We start from the raw sequence: 20,942 nt of genomic DNA on the forward strand, positions 1-20,942 counted from the left end.
AAGCAAATTTGAAAAGATAAGTGAATGTAGCACAAAATAAAACAGCTTCCTGAGAAGCTGTTTTATTTTTAAATCATTTTATTAGTTAATGTTCACGGGTATTGCGGAACACGATGTCAGGGTAACGTTCCTGCATCAGTTGCAGATTGACACGGCTTGGTGCCAGATAAGTCAGGTGGCCGCCACCATCAACAGACAACTGGTCATGGGCTTTTTTCTTGAATTCATTAAATTTCTTTTCATCCTCACAAGAAACCCAACGCACAGTATTAATACTCACAGGCTCATACACGCAATCTACTTTGTATTCTTCTTTCAGACGATATGCGACAACTTCGAACTGTAGCACACCCACTGCCCCAACGATCAGGTCATTATTATGTTGCGGCATGAAGACCTGGGTTGCGCCTTCTTCAGAAAGCTCTTTCAGACCTTTTTGTAACTGCTTAGATTTCAATGGATCTTTCAGACGTACACGACGGAACATTTCCGGCGCAAAGTGTGGAATACCTGTGAACTGCAGATCTTCACCTGAAGTAAAAGTATCACCAATCTGAATAGTACCGTGGTTATGCAGGCCAATAATATCGCCTGGCCATGCTTCTTCCAGATGCTGACGGTCACCCGCCAGGAAGGTCAATGCATCACTAATACGTACATCTTTACCCAGACGCACATGCTTCATTTTCAGGCCTTTTTCATACTTACCTGAACAGATCCGCATGAAGGCAATACGGTCACGGTGCTTCGGATCCATATTGGCCTGGATCTTGAAGACGAAACCACTAAAACCTTCTTCAGTTGCTTCAACTTTACGGTTTTGGGTTGGATGCGCTTTCGGCTCCGGTGCGTATTCACTAAATGCATTCAAGACATGGTCTACACCAAAGTTACCCAATGCCGTACCGAACAACACTGGTGTTTGGCGACCTGCCAGGAATTCTTCACGGTCTAATGGCTCATTGGCCATTTGAACCAGTTCAAGAGATTCTTCAAATGCTGCCCATGCCAGCTCACCTACTTTTTCACGCAGGTCTGCATGGTCATAACCATCCCGTACTTCGATGTCAGTAATCACTGAACCGAAACCCGCCTTATAGACATAGAATTTTTCTTCGATCAGGTTGTATACGCCAGCGAAGTCACGACCAGTACCCAGCGGCCAGGTAATTGGTACACATTTAATTTTCAGGACGTTTTCGATCTCGTCCAGAAGCTCAAGCGGCTCACGGATTTCACGGTCCATTTTGTTGACGAAAGAGATGATTGGTGTATCGCGCATACGACACACTTCCATCAATTTAATGGTACGGTCCTCGACACCTTTTGCACCATCAATCACCATCAGCGCCGAGTCCACAGCAGTCAGGGTACGGTAGGTATCTTCCGAGAAGTCTTCATGCCCCGGGGTATCGAGCAGGTTGATCATCTTGTCTTTAAACGGGAACTGCATGACCGAGGTCGTGATCGAAATACCACGTTCCTTTTCCATTTCCATCCAGTCCGAAGTCGCCGCACGGTCAGACTTACGGCTTTTTACCATACCGGCAACCTGGATTGCCTGCCCCCATAACAGCAGTTTTTCTGTCATGGTCGTTTTACCGGCATCAGGGTGGGAAATAATAGCAAAGGTTCTACGAGCCTTTACCTCTCTAGCTAATTGATCTTTAAACATGAGAAAAATCTACAATATGTACACAGTTATGTACACATTTCTAAATATGTACTAAAACTGAAAAAGTGGGAATTCAAAATTGGCGCAATTGTAGCAGATTTAAACTCGCTATATTCAAGTCTTGTCTATTGAAGAATCTAGATCCTATTACTGAAAGTAAGTTAAACCATTTGTATAATTTTTTCTTTTAAGCGTGTACAAAAATCTAAACACTCATTCCTCATCGACAGATTAAATTCTAAATCACATTCAGTAATTTTAAAGAATACAACATGAAAAGGAATATCCACGCCATGTTGTTTTATATTAGTAGAAATTACTCCATTAGTACTGTCTAAATGAAGTGATGCCCATCTTTTCTCTGATATTGGATATATAAAGCCACATCCTTTGATTTTCGCCTCATTAGCGTATTGACCTATGTAAGTATGGAGCTGAAATAGATCCTCTCGACCTACGCCAAATCTACTATCGAAAGTTTTATATTTAACATCAAATATATAAAGACCTTCAGCACTTTCCAGAACAAGATCTGGCTCTAATTTCCTCATATATCCAGTATTGATACCTGCTGATATTTTATGAATTTGCGCATATTTACTACGCACAATTATTCCTGCTCTTTTTATTAACTTACGAATAAAATATTCAAAAAGCATAGATACATCAAATAGAAATGAGCTCGATGCTTCATCTGAACTAAAATCCGAACTTTTTTGACTTATGATTTTCTTAGATAAATCTATAAGAACGTTGTAATCATTATAAAATGGATTTGTGAAATATTGCGTTCGCAAAATCTCCTGTCTCGTCCTTTTTATCCCTTTATTAGCAATAAGAAATGTATTATAGATATTCCTCGTATGCTGACAAAATGAGTAATGTTCTATAATTTCATAAGCAGCAAGGAAAAGTGAAGCTGAAGGGTTTTCATAGCTATGCTCTCTATAACTACATAAATGTTTTCCTAACATCTTATTGTTAAAATAATCAACAACATCAATCTTCCCACGCACTCGCCCTAACTTCTCATTTTTTGTTATATATGTTTTTGGAAGCCCTAATCGATACGCCCGCTTAAATTTAATGTTCCAAAGATATGCAAGGAGCCATTCATAACCCTCCCCTATATTTTGACCTCCGAAATTCTCCAGTTCAAGAAATCCGTCAGCGTCAGCTATAATAAATCTTAAGAAATTATCCCCAAATCGCGAACTAATCTTTAATGAATAATCTCCCTGCTTAATAAAGCCAATAAGATTTCCTGTGGTAAGAGTAAAGTTAGCTGCATTAATACCACTAACTCTTAATAAAGCGTCATCAGTATTATGCTCATATTCACTATCGTTAAAGAGAACCAAAGCATCAGCACCACGCTCCATTAAGGAATCATTGACATCAGTAGATAACCTATTAATAAAGTGCCAAACTGCTTGGTCGTTATTATAAGGATACGTCCATTGTCCACTAGCCCTTTTATTTAGCTTAACAGGGTTATCTAATCGTCGGTTATACAGTATTCCATCTTGAACTGTATAAATTTGATTGTCGACCAGAGTTCCATTTTTAATGACATTAAAGAGCCACACATTAGACCCCAAAAGATTTACTAAAAGATCTTATTAACTCTGCTTCTTCACCTGTACCACGTAAATATTCTTGCAACAATGGTCTGATACTATCTTCCCAAATCAAAGCTTTCACCTCAGTTAAGCTTAAACTTTTAGGGTATTTCAAATTCATTAAATAAGCATGCCCAATCTGGTAATCATTACCAAGTAAAGCTTGAGCTTTTATATTTTCATTAAGCTCTTCAAGACTACTTGCTAATTCAATCCATTTAGCACAATGCTCTGAAAGGTAGAATTTCAACAACCTTGTATCTGGCTTCACCTCTTGCCAAGAAAATCTACGCCGAAGAGCGAAGTCAAAACTTTCCACACTTCTATCAATCGTATTCATTGTGCCAATTAAATATATATTGGTAGGAATGAAAAATTGATAGGTCTGTCCTAATTCCAGTATGCCTGTTTTCTTCGTATTCAAATTAGCATATTGGGTTTTAACACTGCCCTTAACACCACGATATTCTAAGCAGTACATTAACTCGCCAAAAACACGAGATAATTCCGCACGGTTAATTTCATCAATAATAAAAAAGAATGGAGGGATAGCATTAGAAACTAATTTAGTTTGGTCCTCTACTCTAAAGATATAGTCCCAATATGAATTACTGAGTTGATCTTTATAAGGATGTAAATCAAGGATTTTTATCTCATCCCATTCTTTATCTAGATGCAAATTAAATACATCAATTTCCCATTTACCAGCCTTTAAACAAAACTCTTTAAAAATCCCATTCTGTAATGTTAATTGGGCTTGTCCATTCTCATCTAAAATAGGGCGTAGTCCTTCAATGAAATCCTCATAGCTGAAAGACGGATGGAATTGCACTAACTCAATCTGACCTTGATGAGTAAAATCAGTATCAGGAGCAAACTCCTCTTTCCAAATATCAAACAAAAGTGAAGTTTGCTGACGAGCCTGAAAAGTCTTACCTGTTCCAGGAGCACCGTATTTAATAATTTGTTTTTTTAAACTGAATGGGTTTGACAAATTTTCATAGAGCTCCCAAACAAACTGGCTTAAAAAAAATTCGTCTGTCTCTTGATTCTGCATCTCTTCACTGAATACCTGTTTCAAAATCTCCATCAAAAATTGATTTTTTGAAAACCAATCTTGAGGTTCACTATCTGGATAAATTGGAATAATTTTTTCACGCATTAACCAACTAAAAACTTGGTTAAATTTACCTGAGTCTACCGTTGTAGAAACATCAAGAGTACATGCAGCAACTACCCTATTAACAAGCACTGGATTATTTTTTTCTATATATTCAGACCAAAGATCTTGAAATATTTTGTAGCTTCTTATATTAGGCTCAAGAATCAATTGTTCTAAGGCTGTTAAAAATTCTTTATTTTTAATAACCTTACGGAAGTCGATTTCACTCAAAGTCGACTGCCCACGAGAAGCAATACCATTATTTTTATCATAGAGAAGCTGCTGTAGAAAATTTTCACCCCTCTCTGATAATGTTTCTCCTTGTTTTATGCATTCTCGTTTTTTTTCGACCTGATTATAAAAATTTTTATATGCTTTATTCCATCCCAAAACTTCATGCTTCCTATTCTCAATCAAAAGCTTATAAAGATTTTTTAATCTGATCGACATACCGTATCCTTTTCTAAATTACCTTACTTCGAAATTTTTTTAAAATATAGCCTTGCTCTTGAACAAAGTGGCTCTCACAAATATTCTCTTCAATTAACTGATTTAGCACTTGTTCTGCTTGAGTATGTCCAATTAAAAACTTACGTTGTAAACTCGATACCGAAACGACACCTACTTCCTCTATGAATAATTTGGCACGTTCAAAAAGATCGTCTGATTGCATAATTCCCCCATTCTCAATGAATTAAAATTTTGCTCGTACTAAGATCATGCTGACATTGTCATACGCCTGTTTAGAATCTAATGACGCTTTCATGTCGATTAACCATGCTCGAAGTTCCATATCTACTTTTAAAGCAGGCCATTCCGTACACTCCATCACATCATGCACACCATCGGTACAAACTAATAAGGCATCATTCTCAGTCAAATATTCTTCTGTTGTTGTAAAATCCATCACTTCATGCAAAGGATCAGCACAAAAGTATTGTAATAATGCACCATAAATACTGGCATAGTTTCCCCCTTCTTTTATCTCGCCATTTTCTCTTAACTGTTCAAGATAATTATGATCTCTCGTCAGGCAGTGCCACTTTTGATCATGCTGGCTAAACAAATATACTCGACTATCCCCAATATGTTGAATTGTCACAAAACCTTGTTCGCCATTATTTTGAATGAGTGCAAGTGTTGAACTGGCTCCAAAACTATTTTTTTGATGTGCTAATTGATCAACAAGATACTGCTGAATGGTAAATGCTTGACAAGTTTCTATCTTTTTATTTTGCATTAAAGCATTTAAAACTGTATAGGCTGCTTGCTCAGCTACTGGACTATTGCTAATCCCATCCGCTACAGCAACACACCACTGTTCTTTTTCAGAATGGCTATATAGTTTAGTGATGAGTCCATCATGTTGAATAACTTTATTTTCAATCAAAATGGCATCTTGTTGATACTTTGACCTCGCCTTCCATGTCAGACCTTGCATTTCAAAAGTACTCATCACATTGATCTCAAACTTAATAGTACTTTTTTTACCAAAACCCGATAACACAATCAAGAAAAATTTTGTATAAGTTACTGATTAATAATGAATTATTTAATTTAAAAAACTTACTTTACGCTTTTTAATTCTCATTCATGTCTAACTGTTTAAGTAAAAATGTAACAAAATATTTTTTCAAGCTAAATCATGATTTAAGACGATACCTTTGCTTAGGGCTTTTCGGCTTATCTGGAATAGTACGCTCAATCAAATCTGCTTCTATTGCTGGATTCAAATAATTCTTTTGGAATGTTGCCCGATGGTTTAAACCAACCAATTGCATCAACTCAGCCAAAGTGTAGTCTTCTAGCTTCATTGCTGAAATTAAACGCTGAACTTGGTCGCTCACTTGTACGTTAACTTGAGCGGTAACATGATCGCTATCTTGAGAGGTATCAGTTGAACTAAGAATTGCATCTAAAATCATCTGTAAGATGAATTCTATAAACGGGGCTGAATCAGTACGACCTGTACTTGCTTGCAATGCTTCGTAATAAGCTTTTTGATTTTGGTAAATCAAGCTTTCAACTGGAATATTGGCAAAGATTGGATTCCATCGGCTAAGAATCAATGTTTGCCATAGTCTACCCATTCGACCGTTACCATCAGCAAATGGATGTATAAACTCAAATTCATAGTGGAATACTGAACTCTGGATCAATGGATGCTCTTCACTATCATTCAACCACTCCAGCAAATCAATCATTAAGCGTGGTACTTGATTAGCTGGAGGAGCCATATGTACTACGCGATCACCTGACATCACACCAACACCACCATGACGGTATTGACCGACTTCATCAATTAAGCCAGTCATTAAAATTTGATGCGCTTGTAACAAGTCTGCTTCTTGACTCGGTTTCCATTGCTGAAAGGCTTCATAGGCTTTAATGGCATTACGAACTTCTTGTACTTCTTTCGGAGGTGCAATTACGGTCTTACCATTCAGGATCGCCGTGATTTGTTCGGTACTGAGGGTGTTACCTTCAATCGCCAGTGAACCTTGAATGGTACGGATACGATTAGCTTTTCGTAGTTTTAAGCTGTCTTGGATTTCTTCTAAAACAGTCAAGCGCCCTATATTCTCACTAATCTGTGCAATTAGATGAATGATTTTAGATGTGATGGTATAAGGCGGTTGGTATTTCATAAGGAGGCTATTCCTACAAATTTATTTTAGAATTATACGATCTATTGTAAAATATTGATTTTACAATTATTCAATCATTTAAAGTCTATTTAATTCTACCATTATAATTCGTTATTCATTTTTCCAACTCATTATGGATGCGCTTACAGTGGTTGGATAACTGTTTTTTTACAGATAAATCATTCATGATCTCTGAAGCTCTATATGTATAAGTTATAAAATTTCGTTGTTTATGAGCTAGATGACTATACATTCGATAGATTTTTCTACGGTAAGTTTTTGATTCATTTCGTTTAGCTTTATTTTTTGATGCTCTAATTTTGGAAATCAAACGTCGATAATAATTCGATAAGCTAGATGATCTGATCAATATTTTTTGACCATCGTATATAAATCCAAGATACTGTAGGGGCTTATCAATGTTAGTATCTACGTTGATAGCTCTCAATTCACCTGAAATACAAGTAAATTTTATTTTTTCAACCTTACTTGGATTTATCTTTAACTCTTTTCCTCCATGATTAAGCAATAGCTCTTCAATAGTTTTATAAACATTGCTCATTTCTATGTTTTGAGGAAAAACTAAAATAATATCATCACAATAACGCCTATATATTCCACCAAAATTATTCGCTAACTCACAACAATATTTGTCAAAGTCCAACATATAAATATTTGAAAGTATGGCAGACATAGGAGAACCTTGAGGAATTCCATATCTTTTCCCATCTATTTTTTTTGGTTTCTGGATTAGATATCTAACAACACCATCAGCATTAGTAACTTGTTTTTTTCGAATGCTTCGAAAATCATCTAGGGCTTGGTAAGGCTTGCTAGTTTTTTTTCTCAAAGGATTTGTAGTTTTTTCACCTTTCTCTTTTCTTTTTGACTTATCGGGCCATCCTAAAGCAACCAGAGCTTCTTCTATATCTAAAAATGAGTAATTAGTTAATGATTTAAAAACAATATAATGATCTTTAGATAAGCAAGGTACGCCATTAACACGCTGCCATTGTTCTTTCAGAATTCCATGATCTAAAGTATCAAAAAAGCTTGATAGATCAATTGTGAGTACATTACATTCTCTTATTTGACTGATCCAATCAAAAATCTCTTTAGCAAATTCAATGTTTGATTTACCCAATGCGCGATAGGCTAATACTGAGTTTTGTAGAGGAGTATCTTTTATGAAATTTTCATATTTTTCAGTGAGAAGATGTGAATAATAGGCATAAATATAACCGTCTTGGTTAGCTGCATATCTTAAAGGTCGTTTTTTAGCGGCTCTACGACTTAAACCATTATGACTTTTAATTTTTCGTGTACGTTGGGCTTTGTTGCACAAACCTATCTGTAAAGGCTTTTTTAGCGATATAATTTTCAAATGAAGAAGCCTACACACAAAATCTACCGCACAACCAATTGGCCCGCATATAACCGAGCACTCATGAGTCGCGGAAATATTGCCATTTGGTTTGATCCTGCTACGCAATGGTATGCTCCATCAAAAGGCAAACAAGGGCGAAATCAAACCTACTCCGACGCAGCCATCCAATGCTGCTTAATGATTAAATCCTTATTTCGTCTGTCTTTACGTATGGTTACTGGCTTTGTACAAAGTCTGATTAAACTTTGCGGATTAAATTGGATAGCTCCAGATTACACCACGCTTTGTAGAAGACAAAAGCATATTGATATTGTAATCAGCTACCAAAAAAGTAGCGATGGGCTGCATCTACTCATGGACTCTACAGGCATGAAGTTTCTAGGTGAGGGCGAATGGAAACGCAAGAAACATGGATCTGAATATCGTCGCCAATGGCGTAAACTTCATATTGGTATAGATGCCAAAACCCTACAAATACGAGCAGTTCAGCTTACAACCAATAATGTCAGTGATTCACAGGTGCTTGGTGATTTACTTGATCAGATTCCACAAGATGAGCGGATTGACTCTGTTTATACCGATGGAGCTTATGACACCAAGCAATGCCGTCAGGTCATTGCAGATCGGCAAGCGCATGCGGTGATTCCACCTAGAAAAAATGCGAAACAATGGAAAGATACAAAGAGTAGCTCGCTAGAGCGAAATGAATTACTTCGAACAATTAAACGTTTAGGCAGGACACTATGGAAAAAATGGTCAGGCTATCATCGGCGAAGTTTGGTTGAAACTAAGATGCACTGCATTAAATTATTAGGAGATAAACTCAGCGCAAGGAGTTTTGGTAGCCAAGTGAATGAGATCCATGCACGTGTAGCAGTCCTTAACAGATTTACGGAATTAGGTCGCCCACTTACCCAAGTTACGCCTTAAATTTGGCTCAATTAGGGGCGCTTTGCATTTCAAATCTTTGTGCAACAAAGCCTGTACGTTGTTCAAATCCAATAAAAGGTAAAAACCAATGTTTAGCTACATTATCTGGCTGAGCGACAAGAGAATAAGCGGCTTGAGCATCAAGTGGTGTATCAAAATGAATTCTTGATTTAGGAATTTTCTTATTCTGAACTCTTAGAATATGTTTTTTATCATAGATTTCATTTTTATATTTTTCAAAATTCAATGCTAATCCCTATTTAGCAGATCCGTAAGGGCTTGTGTCGCGTCTCACGTTACGCCCTTACGGAGTCTTTAAACTTTGATCTGAAAATGTTCTTACTTCTTCAAATCCAGCACTAATTTTACCGAAAAACATCCTCGGATAACGCATTAACTTAATATGCTATACTATTGGAGCTAGTATGATGAACAACTGTGTACTGATACTATTGGAACAACTTACAACCTTGATGGTTCAGTTCTTTATTACAATATTTCTCAATAAACTGCTGGACAGTTCAAACTGCATCCCTCTGCGAGCTGGATAGTCCACTCCAAAGGCATAGTAAATTTACACAAAAAATTTATTAAAATCAATACATAGTTTTATTACTATCTTTTGAGAATACCGCTATCTCAACTCAATCTCTTTCTTAAACTTATTGTATTGATAACTCATAATCTGCCCATTTACTAGCAACTCAACAGCTTGCTGAATTACGTGTAAAGGTGCAATAAACCATTCTTTCGGTTGATGATTTTTACCATCTTTATCTGCGACCAATAAATCAAGGCAAGATTCACCGAAGAAAGCATGTAAGTAATATTCAAATTTTTGAGGATTAATATTGAAAGCTTGATATTCAGCAATGACTTCAACATCAGCCATCAAATAAGTAGGCTCTTTTTTTGCATTCGCAATACGTTTTTCAACAGTTGTTGTGGCGAAACCAATTTTGTAAAGATGATCGTACGATTGGATACGAGGATCTGTACTTTTAGATTTTAAAATATAAATATAGCCTGTCGATGTGTCATCTTCAGTGATACCGCCAAAATTAGTATAGAAATTGGAATTTGCTTGCTCATTGGTTTCTGAAACAATACGTCCATCTTTATATAATGCTTTAGCTAATGAACGGTACAGCATGGTTGATTCTGTACCATTTTCAAAGATAGTACGTGTTCGACCATCTTTCCTAGTTCGGACATTATTAACAGTCTTATCTTCCCTAGTAAATGTAAAGTCTGCTAAATAAATTAATAGACCATTTAATACATAGTAACTGCCTTTTTCAAGCTGATAACTTTTATCATGGAATGGCAATAGTTTACGCTTACCTTCTCGAAGCTCTCTGTGAACATTTTTAAATAAATGCTCAAACTGATCAAAGTCCTTACAACGTTTACGTTTAGCAACTTCATCTGCTGCTGCACGTTGGACAGGCACATGCTTAATTTTAAAGATGTCACCATCTTTACCATCATCAAGCAAACCTAGATCATCATCGTTAAAAATATCTTCAAGTGATTTAATATCTGACATATCTTTAATCCTGATGTTGTGGCAGCAAATTATGTTCATCATAATCTGCTAAAGCCATGTATTGCTCTGGATTGGCTTTCATCGCTTCTAGACGGCTAGCGAGCATATATTCAGTGATATTTGCCATATTTTTCGCAGGTACACGCCCATGCTGTGTCACAAAATTATTAATTTCATTAAACTTAGAGACTAATTGTTCATCAGCCGTTAGAGCAGACGTCTTTTTTTTTACGTTTAAAAGACCTAAGTCATCATCAGCAATCATATCTTGAAGCCAGCTAAAATCTTCCACGTATTACACTCCAGCTCTTCTACGTTGCTCACGAATATAAATTAGGCATTCAGCTAATCGTTTTTCAATTAAGTTGTTTGATTCTAGACTAGGCTCACGACCAAACTGAACTTTGAAGGCTTTTAACTTAGGCCATAGCTCAATGGCTTCTTCTTGAGTCATACTAATCTTAGTTGCTTCAATTGCTTCCTTAATCAATTTTAGTACATTGACTGTGACTTCTTTTGATAGGATTTCAAATGCTTTTTGGAATGGATTCACAGATTGAATTAAATCAATATTAAGGTCTTCGATATTGATAAATTTATCTGCCATACGAATAAATTTTTTATCGCCAACTTCTTTGACTTCTGCTGTACTAATCACTGAGTCTACTACTAAGTATTGACTCACTTCTTCAAGTTCAGCTTTCGTTAAGTCAGGATATTTTGTTTGGATAATCTTAGGGATAAGGACTTTATTCACCACTTCAGGCTCAACCTTACCTGCTGAACCTGCAATCACCTTTGCATCTTGAAGAATCGCTGCTTTTAGGTCCACAAGATCATTTTCAATAATCGCCTTTGTTTTTGCTGTGCTTGGTTCTTTAAAACCTTTGATTGTTAGCGTACCCGGTGGAACAATATCTTCATCATCACGTTTCGTTTTAAACTTAAAGTTTGGTGCGAGTATTTGTTCCATTAATAAAGATGCAGTAATTGCTTTCAGCATATTGTTTACTGCAAATTTAACTTCAGTATCCTGTGCATCAGGTTGAGCAATAAGATTAGTAAATTGCGCATGTGATTTGTTCGAGCTATCTCGTGTACAACGTCCCACAATCTGCACAATTTCAGTTAAAGAGCCACGATAACCAATCGTTAAAGCATGTTCACAGAATTGCCAGTCAAAGCCTTCCTTCGCCATGCCTAGGGCGATGATGAGATCAAGATCATCTACGGTTTTAATGTTACGTAGATATTCAACAACTTTATCACGACCATCTTCTTCAACGAGGTCCGCTACTTTTAAAATCTTACCATCTGCACGTTTGACGGTGATAATTCCAGTATCAGGATTTTTAGCGACAAATTCACCAATGATTTCGAGGATCGCATCCACCTCATCATATTTATCTTTGGTTGATTCACCTGAATTTACGTTTGGAATATGAATGATGGTTTTTTTATCTGTATCTAGTACTTCTGCAATTGCAATAACGCCTTCATCATCTTTTGCAAAGTAACGTCCTTTGTAGAAGTGATAACCAATACCTAAAGACTTTAAATAGGTATAGCCATTAAGTTGTTCGTAATAGTTAAAAGAAACTTTATCAAACTTCGCTTCATCTTCAGGCGTAAGTACAGGAACGCTATCACCACGGAAGTATGAACCTGTCATCGCAACGATATGAGCCGTGGTATTGTCCATTAAAGATTTAAGAACAGTACCTAGAATATTGTCAGCATCGGCTGAAACATGGTGGAATTCATCAATTGCCACTAATGTATTGTCAAATACATGATCTTCGAGTTCTTCAAAAGCAAATCTTAGTGTGGCATGTGTACATACTAAAATTTGATCTGTACCTTCCATAAAACGTTTAAAGGCTTTTACTTTGCTTTTATCGCCACCAGCAGTACATAAATTATTTTCAGGTTTGATGTCCCAATCTGCAAAAAAGCCGCTTTCACTCAGCTTAGTGCTAGCAAATGAACCACCAATAGAGCGTTCAGGTACGGCTACAATAACTTTGCTCAATCCTTGGTTGTGTAGCTTATCCAATCCCAAAAACATTAATGCACGAGACTTACCTGATGCGGGTGGGGCTTTTAACAGTAAATACTGACTATTGCGAGATTCAAATGCACGAGCTTGCATAGCCCGCATCCCCATATTATTGATTGAGGTGCTTTTTCCAGTTTGTTGATAATTTACTTCTATTAAATTTTTCATAACATTAGTTATCCCCAACCATTTTCTCATATTTCTTAAATAAATAATCTAATCTTTCATTGTCATCTTGAAATATAGACTTTCTATAGATACTTTCAATTAACAGGTCATTTTCTTTATGAACATTTTTCAGACTGAGAGGCATTTTTTCAGGATCATAAATATCAGCTATATTTTTATCTGAATATTTTTCTCGCTCCTGCAAGATAGCAATACTTTGATTGATTAATAAAAGTTTTTGATTTTCGTTAATTTTAGGGAAAGGAAAAGTGTTATAGCAAAGAATATTTGAATATCTAATTCGTGATTCTAATGCTCCTGCAACAGCTTTAGTCCAAAGCATATGCATTTTGGATGATAAAATAGATAATAACTCTATAGGGGGATCATAGATAATTTGAGCGGAATTTAAAGTTATATAATTACTATCATAAATACCAACTGGTAAATAATCTCTTCTCTCTGAAGAAGTACAAGGAATTAGTAAAAGTGAATTTTTAGCTTCATGACGATATCTAAACTGATGTGACCTTGAAACTAATGTTTGCGCAACCTCTCCACCAGTTTCTCTAAATAATCTAACTTGCTCAATTCGATTTTTAATAGGTTCAATAGACATCGCAAAGTCTAAATCACAATTATCTATCCATAAACACCATCTTTTTTCATTATATAAATGTTCATTTCCACCAATTAAAGGTCTGATTAAATAGCTTGCTTCAGGATACTCTGTTTCTATTTTTAATTTTTCATCAGCATCTAGTTTTAAATAATTACCTTCTAGTGGCATGTTACCATATACCATTCTAGGTAAATTAGAAATACTTTCCTTTCTTTTTTTAACTATTAAATCATTATTATCAGTAAGATAAGGTGAAATATTTTTCACAGACTTCACAACTAAATCTGTGAAAATAAGTCTTTTATTTTCAGATTTTGATCTTAATCCTATAATAACACAACTAACGCCAGCATTTTTTTTGGCACTATTTCCCCATTTAAATGTTTGATGTGCAAAACCAATTTCAATGTTATTTGTAGGTAAATGTGACCAGAGTAAGTCAACCTGATCACCTTGAACTAGTGAATTAGTAGTAACGAAAGCTAGTTTTGTATTTACATCAATTATTTCAGCCCCTTTTTTTACCCAACAGGAAATATAATCAAGATTTTTATAAGTTTTAGATCCCTTAAAAACTAATGCCATATCATTTTTTTGATCCTTATTTTGTTTTTTAGCTCCATAATATGGAGGGTTTCCTAAGATGAACCTTTCAGTATCTTTAGGACAAACTTCATTCCAATCCATTTGAAGTGAGTTTCCATTCATTATGTAACCTGAATTTTTTAATGGCAAAGTAGGAATGAGTTCACCAAATTCATCTTTAAAAGATAGATTCATTTGGTGTTCAGTCAACCATAAAGATAAAATTGCTATTTCATGAGCAAAATCATCAATTTCTATACCATAAAATTGAGAAACCTGAATTACTGAAAATGGTTTTGAAAGCTGACCTGTTTTATCAAGTTCAAGCTCTTGAATACGTTTTAAAAGCTCCATTTCAAACTTACGAAGCTCTTTATAAGCAATAATAAGAAAGTTTCCTGAACCACATGCAGGGTCAAAAATTTTCAATTGCCCTAAACGCTGCTGTAGTTGCAATAATTTATTTATGCTGTTCTGATTCTTTTCTAGTTCTTCGTAAAGATCATTTAAAAATAAAGGTTCAATCACCTTCATAATATTTGGAACAGACGTATAGTGCTGTCCCATATTGCTACGTTGTTCTGTATGAACTACTGCTTGGAACATTGATCCAAAAATATCAGGGTTAATATCAGACCAATCTAACTCTGCGCCACACTCAATTAAAATCCTACGTGATTTACGTGTGAATTTTGGTACTTGAATATCATCTTTAAACAAACCGCCATTTACATACGGAAAATCTGCTAAGTAGTCAGGTAAATCTGCTTCACGATCTTCAGCAGATTGGTTTAACACTTTAAATAATCGACTAATTAAAGCTGATAAATCTGATCCATCTTCATTACTCTTGGATATTGCCGAAGTGAACTGTTTGTCCTTAAAAATTTCGGTATCTTCAGCAAAATAACAAAATAAAAGTCGAGATAAGAAAATATTGAGTTGATGTAAGTTATCTTTATTATTTAAGTCATTTTCATCAAAATTATCGGCTTTAATTTCGTCAAATAGCTTTGCTAGTTTTTCAGCAGCCTTAACATCCGCAGGGTTTTCACCCTGATATACAGCTTTTTCCATGCCTGCCCAAGGCAAGAAAAAATCAAATTTCTTCGCTAAGTCTGCGAAAGGAACATCTAATGGATCATTTGTTTTTGTATCAATGGCTAAAATAGTTTTAAAGTCGGTCACAATCAAGAAACGAATTTTGTTGGTTTCAGTTCGCTTCTCTTTCTTCATTTCATCGATAAGAACATGTAGATCCTGTTGTCTTGCGATCTTAAAATAAAGCTGACGCTTCCAAAAAACGGAATTCTCTTTATCTTCAGCTAAATTTCGCTCACCTGAACGTACACGCCACACAGACTGACTACGATGACCATAAGCTAAAAGCAATTCATAGATAAAATCTTTGTGGGCCAACTTACCCTGAGAAATCAAGTGAATAAGTTGTTTTATATTTTCTTCAATTTGGATAATATTCATGTAGGCACAGAACCATTCAATAGCTGTCTAATATTTTATATAAATAAAAAAATATATAAATAACAAAATTTTATCCTCACGACATATTTTGTCGTCATTTATACTTACCCGATAGATAACTTCTGTTAGTTTTATTTAATATTTCAAAAATAAGGTTTTTGCTAATTTATGTGTAATACCTCATATTTATCAAAACACAACTAACCAAGACTTTAATTCACTGCACTTAAAAGCCTTCTTAAGTTTTCAAAAATTTGATTCTGAACATTTTCCTTGGGTTCTCCCCAAATATCACTTAACTTATTAATAACAGGCATGACCGATGCTGGCTGTAGCGGCTTATTCCCATTCCTAACAAAAGGTCCATCTGTTTCAGTTAATATTCTATCTTTTGGTATATGACTTACAAGCAACCGACCTCTATCACTAGACAACATCCTTTGGTTAACTGAAAACCAGCATCCTTGAGCGATGGCTTTTTTTAAACCATCCTGTTTCCCTGTATACCAATGTAAAATTGGTATACCATTATTAAAATAAGTATCTAATCCATCTAAAGTCGCTTCCACAGCATTAAGACTATGTATAGTTAATATTTTAGGTGAAGAACTATTAGCTGTTTTCAAAATATGTTGGAAAACTTTACTTTGTATATTTTGATGAGCTTTCAGTGCTGATGAGCCGTCCAGACCAATCTCACCTATATACTTTGTTTCATTGATTAGTAAATCAAAAAAATCTAACTCGTCATAACGCTCATGTGCTATTTGAGGATGAAGACCAAGGGCTGTCTGAATTCGTTTATGATTTTCAGCAAGCTTCTTTGTACCAAACCAAGCTTTTGGCGTAGTTGTTACAGACAAAATATAATTTGACTCTCCACAAGCTGAGACCACAGCTTGTGGATTTTCGTATAAGTCCAAATGACAATGAAAATCGATCAACGGAAACATTAAATGTTTACACCTAAATTCTCTTTTTTTAGATACTGCTCTACTTCCGCAAACCCTCTTAAAACAGTATCAATGATTTGCTGACGTTCCTTAGGCTCTATTGGCAAAAATCCAGATTTTGCTACCCACAAATTTGTGTTTCCAGTATTTTTAATTTTGCTGATCGCCATAACCATAGACATTAGGTCATCCCTCTGCTTATCTCGTTTAATCACATCACTTAAAACAGAATATTGATAATCAGTTAAATCTTTAAATTGGGATGCATTAAATGAGGCACGCCTAATCAAACACGGTAAGCACTTACCACATTGCACTCCTGACCTCTTCCATTTCCCACAGGATACTGTATCAGTAGCAACCTTTTTCAATAACTTTTGATCTTTACATTCGAGCATCATTTCTCCTTTGGTCTTGAACTGATAAGGATTTAATAACTCTACTGGTAAATCTATACTTGAAAATAGTTCATTTAATTTTTTTAGAAAGTATGGATGTGTTGTTCGCGTACTTAATGAACCTATTCGCCTAGGAGTAAGTGGAGGGTTAATAGAAATGAGGCCATTCTCGGGAATGTAAAGCGGTATTATCTTATTTGAATGATGGTTTTTACTCAAAGCAGTAGCGATTAAAGCTCCAAAGGCAATAAAGTTAAAACTGCGCGTTCTCATTTGAACATCTGCTGGAATTTCTTTAACTTTCCGAGGATTTGCTACAACTTGAAATCTAGCATTACTAAGTCGAAGCTTGTGGTACACACCATCTTGCTTTTGTCTATCTTTTGGGTAAGCATGACTGACTAAAACTGATTTTTTTCCTTGAAACTGCAAATCTATCGCACCAATTGTACTATCCAAACCTCCTGAAAATAAGCAAACAGAATCATGCTTATTTATGAAAATTTTTCGTGCTTTCATACCTTTCATCATTTCAGGGATTTGAAAGTCACTTTGTCTAAATTCAAAATCCCACAAGTCTCCACTTAAAAAATGCAATGTTTCCTTTAAGAGCGGTTTTTGTTTATCCCAAAGAGTTGGATTTAACATTGGAAGGTTTATCTTTAATTGGCGACACCATGCATCTTCTGCTCGACTATCTCTCTCTACAAAAGTATCAGCAGCCGTTACTGCTAATGAAAGCATCATTAAATCAAAAGCTGTTTCATCCGATTCCTCTTGAAGTCTTCTAAATTCAATTAGTGCTGCTCCACCAATACTATTGTATTTGCCAGAAACGGCAGACTTCCCAAACATCAAAACAGGTAATAATCGATCTGACAAAGGTGGTAATTTGGCACTATCAGTTTCAAAATAAAGCTCAATCATTTAAATAGTCCTCCCATTCACCCCAAATATCTTCTAAGGCTTTCATTTGTATATTTTCAATATCTTTTCTTGTTAATGAATTCGTACCATTCTTTAATTGCTTACTCATATGCTTATCCACTGAAGAATTTATTAAGGAACGTAGATCCTGCTCAAGACTAGCAACATTCTCAGGCGTATCAGCTTTATCAAAAGCAGCTCTTGAATCTAAGACAATTTGTTGAAATAAATACTGCTCTGTGTAATTCAGCATTAAATCAATAATCATATCACTAGAAATTTGATTGAAATCAAACTCATCTATCCCATCTAAACATTCAGCTAAAGATTGATTTAAACTTGCCCTGATTCGCTCAGAGTCTCCATCAATAACTAAAAGGTTTTCTATAATTTGATCAATAACAATATCAATAGGTTTACCATTTAGATCTGATATTTTCAGGTTTAAATAGTCATTTCCAGCTTGAATATTCTGGAATAAATCAAATAAACCTCCACCAGTTGCAATAAGTTTTTGGTAGCGTTGAGGACCTACCTTTTTTCCACCTGTTGCATTCTTAGCATAATGACCAATCGCTTTTCTTAAGTTTGTACCACTTGGACCCGATGGTTTATTCGCTGCCTTCCCTAAATACCCCCTAAATTCACCTAGAGTATTATCTATTCCACATGCAATTGATCCTCCCCCCTCATTTGCCCAAGATGGCACTAATGGAGTCTTTCCATTTGGCCCCTTACTTGAAGTTGATGTTCCCATAATTCCTTCCTTTTAATAACTTATAAATTAGCTGTTAAACCAAACTTCATCTTTAATAAGACTTTTAAACCAAGGTTTAAGTTTTGGCATAACTTCTGAAATCAAGGCTTTGAACTGAGCCCTAGTTTCTTCTAATTCTTGTGCTAGTAAAAATGCACCAGCAAAACCTGATGGTATTTCACTCCAATTTGAATGTTGTCTTAATTCTTCTAAAATCAAACGCATTACATCTTTTTCTTCCCCTTGAGGAATTGTTCCAATTGCTTTAATTGCAGATGGCGAAGATACCTTGGATGTTCTTATTAATAGCCTATACGCACTATCTGCAATTTCAGATAAACCTCTAGAAACTATGCGAAGTGGGACAGTTTCTTTACTTAAATAAACAAGTGGTCTTAAATCTCTATCTGAAATAGACGGTTCCAAATTCACCCAATCAAAAAGGAAGACTTTGTGTTCTTTCCAATCTTTTGGTAATTTTTCTTCAAAAGCTTCGAGATCATTTTTAACAGCCTCAAGCTGTCTAAATAGTTCTGGCTTTCCATCGGCAGTAGCATTAATTTCATTGTAGAGAATAGATATCGCAGTTGATTTACAGCATCTTTCAAACAATGCCATTTTTGCTATAAGTTTCAAATCCACAGGCATCTGTCGGGCGCTTGCTATCATATTTCGCATACTTATTACATTTAGCATACGCTTTACAATTCTTGGATTACCTTCAACGCTTTTGGAGGTTGCCAATAATGGTGCTATTCGATCGGCTACAGTAAAATCATTTAAAAGATTGAATGTACTTGGACCATCCGAATCTAAGAGTAGCAAAGCTTTCTCCACGCTAATCGGATCTTCTTTCCAAGAAAGCCTCAAATTCTTTTCTAAACCAGTTCTTAATGCTTCTATTTTAACCTGTTGCTTTCCATAGGTTTCATGAATTGATGCGTAAAGTAAAAATAAATATGCTCTAACTTCACGAGTACTAATTTTTGGAACTTTAACTGGAAATTGAATTAACTTATCCAAATAGTCTGTAATATGTTTTTCATCTATACCATTGAAGTGTTCTTTAACAGCATGTCTTACCATATCTTCATCAGCTGCTATCACAAAAGCGGTATTGGGCATAAATAAAAATAAGCGTAATGATTCCAATGTTTGTATAGTCTGCTTTGGTAAACATCTATCTAGGTTGTCTACGAAGATGACTATTTTCTTGTTAAATCCCACAAGCAAATCTGCAAATTCTGTTTTTAAAGCAGCTATTTCTTTCGGTGCAGATGTCATTTCTTCATTCAAAAGTTCTTTTAAACTACTCTGACCATCTTTTATTATTTTACTTATTGCCTCACCATCTTCTGAATCAGCTTTCCCTTTAATCCCATCACCAAGAGCTTCAACTGCTTTGTATGCAGCACCAAAAGTTGGCACTCCAGCCATCCAAGAAGCACCTTCTGCGGCCATTGCTAACAAACGTAATTTATTTACTCGTTTAGTTATTGTCTTCGTTTTATCTAAAAGGGTCTTATTGTCCTCTACAAGTTTGGCTATCTCTAAAGCAACAACTTCAATTAATGCGGCTCTCGCATCATCAAACCCTTGATAAAGCCATGCATCAAACTTTATAAGAATATAATCTTTTTCATTTTCTGATTGTAGCTTTTGTTCAATCAAATTTAAGATTGTTGATTTTCCTGTCCCCCAAGAGCCAAATACTCCTATTGAAATCGGTAACATTGTAGGATTACTTAATACATTGACTACAATTTCAGAGGCTTCAGAATAATTTAAAAAATCCTTTTTTGATTCGATATCTGACCACATAATATTTGTTTCGCAGTTTTTCTACTTGACTTCCAATCTATCAATAAATATTTAAAATTCAATAAATAAAAAGTCTACGTACAATTTCATACCATATAAAAATGCTAATACAAATACCCTATGCCCTCAAAAACCTAAATCCCATAAGTTAATTTATATAGTTAACGTACTAATCATTTTTTAGACAATAGCAACCA

General features: G+C 35.3%; 17 protein-coding genes. 1 reads left to right on the forward strand and 16 read right to left on the reverse strand.

Translation table 11 applies throughout. From position 1 onward, the window contains the following. Positions 1-85: 85 nt before the first annotated feature. From F955_RS00840 to drt2, 7 genes are all read right to left on the reverse strand, one after another. Positions 86-1,675, reverse strand: coding sequence for a peptide chain release factor 3 (locus tag F955_RS00840; RefSeq protein ID WP_004890054.1), 1,590 nt, complete (start codon positions 1,673-1,675; stop codon positions 86-88). Positions 1,676-1,836: 161 nt separating this feature from the next. Further along, positions 1,837-3,264 carry a 5-methylcytosine restriction system specificity protein McrC gene (locus F955_RS00845; RefSeq protein ID WP_004890055.1) on the reverse strand — a complete coding sequence of 476 codons (1,428 nt, stop codon included), beginning with the start codon at positions 3,262-3,264 and terminating at the stop codon, positions 1,837-1,839. A 1-nt stretch (position 3,265) separates the two neighbouring features. Continuing rightward, entirely contained in the window at positions 3,266-4,909 is a 1,644-nt protein-coding gene (locus F955_RS00850) for an McrB family protein (protein ID WP_004890057.1), read from the reverse strand. Positions 4,910-4,922: 13 nt separating this feature from the next. Then, positions 4,923-5,132 (reverse strand): DNA translocase FtsK, encoded by a 210-nt coding sequence (locus F955_RS00855; protein WP_004890059.1) that lies wholly within the window; start codon positions 5,130-5,132, stop codon positions 4,923-4,925. Between the two features lie 21 nt (positions 5,133-5,153). Then, complete coding sequence (locus tag F955_RS00860; protein ID WP_004890060.1) at positions 5,154-5,915, reverse strand: PP2C family protein-serine/threonine phosphatase; 762 nt, start codon at positions 5,913-5,915, stop codon at positions 5,154-5,156. Positions 5,916-6,102: 187 nt separating this feature from the next. Next, positions 6,103-7,107, reverse strand: a complete 1,005-nt coding sequence (locus tag F955_RS00865; RefSeq protein WP_004890062.1) for a Fic family protein — start codon at positions 7,105-7,107, stop codon at positions 6,103-6,105. 115 nt (positions 7,108-7,222) lie between these two features. Then, on the reverse strand, positions 7,223-8,491 hold the full coding sequence (gene drt2, locus F955_RS00870; protein ID WP_004890065.1) for an antiviral reverse transcriptase Drt2: 1,269 nt from the start codon (positions 8,489-8,491) through the stop codon (positions 7,223-7,225). Between drt2 and F955_RS00875 the strand changes: the two genes are divergently transcribed. Further along, a complete protein-coding gene (locus F955_RS00875; protein ID WP_008302424.1) occupies positions 8,492-9,424 on the forward strand; it encodes an IS5 family transposase in 933 nt (310 codons plus the stop codon). It begins immediately after the preceding gene. A gap of 7 nt (positions 9,425-9,431) precedes the next feature. On the opposite strand, the gene F955_RS00880 is transcribed toward F955_RS00875, so the two are convergent. The 9 genes from F955_RS00880 to F955_RS00920 all read right to left on the reverse strand — a co-directional run bounded on the left by F955_RS00880 (position 9,432) and on the right by F955_RS00920 (position 20,745). After that, entirely contained in the window at positions 9,432-9,671 is a 240-nt protein-coding gene (locus F955_RS00880; protein WP_004890069.1) for a hypothetical protein, read from the reverse strand. A 387-nt stretch (positions 9,672-10,058) separates the two neighbouring features. Beyond that, the gene (locus F955_RS00885) at positions 10,059-10,973 is read right to left on the reverse strand and encodes a GIY-YIG nuclease family protein (RefSeq protein ID WP_004890071.1); all 915 of its coding nucleotides are present in this window, start codon (positions 10,971-10,973) and stop codon (positions 10,059-10,061) included. Positions 10,974-10,977: 4 nt separating this feature from the next. After that, positions 10,978-11,265, reverse strand: a complete 288-nt coding sequence (locus F955_RS00890; RefSeq protein ID WP_004890073.1) for a hypothetical protein — start codon at positions 11,263-11,265, stop codon at positions 10,978-10,980. Positions 11,266-11,268: 3 nt separating this feature from the next. Next, positions 11,269-13,200 (reverse strand): DEAD/DEAH box helicase, encoded by a 1,932-nt coding sequence (locus F955_RS00895; protein WP_004890075.1) that lies wholly within the window; start codon positions 13,198-13,200, stop codon positions 11,269-11,271. A gap of 4 nt (positions 13,201-13,204) precedes the next feature. After that, on the reverse strand, positions 13,205-15,889 hold the full coding sequence (locus tag F955_RS00900) for a class I SAM-dependent DNA methyltransferase (protein ID WP_004890078.1): 2,685 nt from the start codon (positions 15,887-15,889) through the stop codon (positions 13,205-13,207). Between the two features lie 212 nt (positions 15,890-16,101). Continuing rightward, positions 16,102-16,842, reverse strand: coding sequence for a Qat anti-phage system TatD family nuclease QatD (gene qatD / locus F955_RS00905; RefSeq protein ID WP_004890081.1), 741 nt, complete (start codon positions 16,840-16,842; stop codon positions 16,102-16,104). Continuing rightward, positions 16,842-18,167: a Qat anti-phage system QueC-like protein QatC gene (qatC, locus tag F955_RS00910; protein ID WP_004890084.1), complete on the reverse strand. Its 1,326-nt coding sequence runs from the start codon at positions 18,165-18,167 to the stop codon at positions 16,842-16,844. Before qatC ends, qatD begins: the two co-directional genes overlap by 1 nt. Further along, entirely contained in the window at positions 18,160-18,924 is a 765-nt protein-coding gene (locus F955_RS00915; protein ID WP_004890086.1) for a hypothetical protein, read from the reverse strand. The genes qatC and F955_RS00915 overlap by 8 nt, the downstream gene beginning before the upstream one ends. Before the next feature lie 27 nt (positions 18,925-18,951). Next, entirely contained in the window at positions 18,952-20,745 is a 1,794-nt protein-coding gene (locus F955_RS00920; protein ID WP_004890089.1) for a KAP family P-loop NTPase fold protein, read from the reverse strand. Positions 20,746-20,942: the final 197 nt, after the last annotated feature.

The organism is Acinetobacter schindleri CIP 107287 (genome assembly GCF_000368625.1).
Taxonomy (GTDB): domain Bacteria; phylum Pseudomonadota; class Gammaproteobacteria; order Pseudomonadales; family Moraxellaceae; genus Acinetobacter; species Acinetobacter schindleri.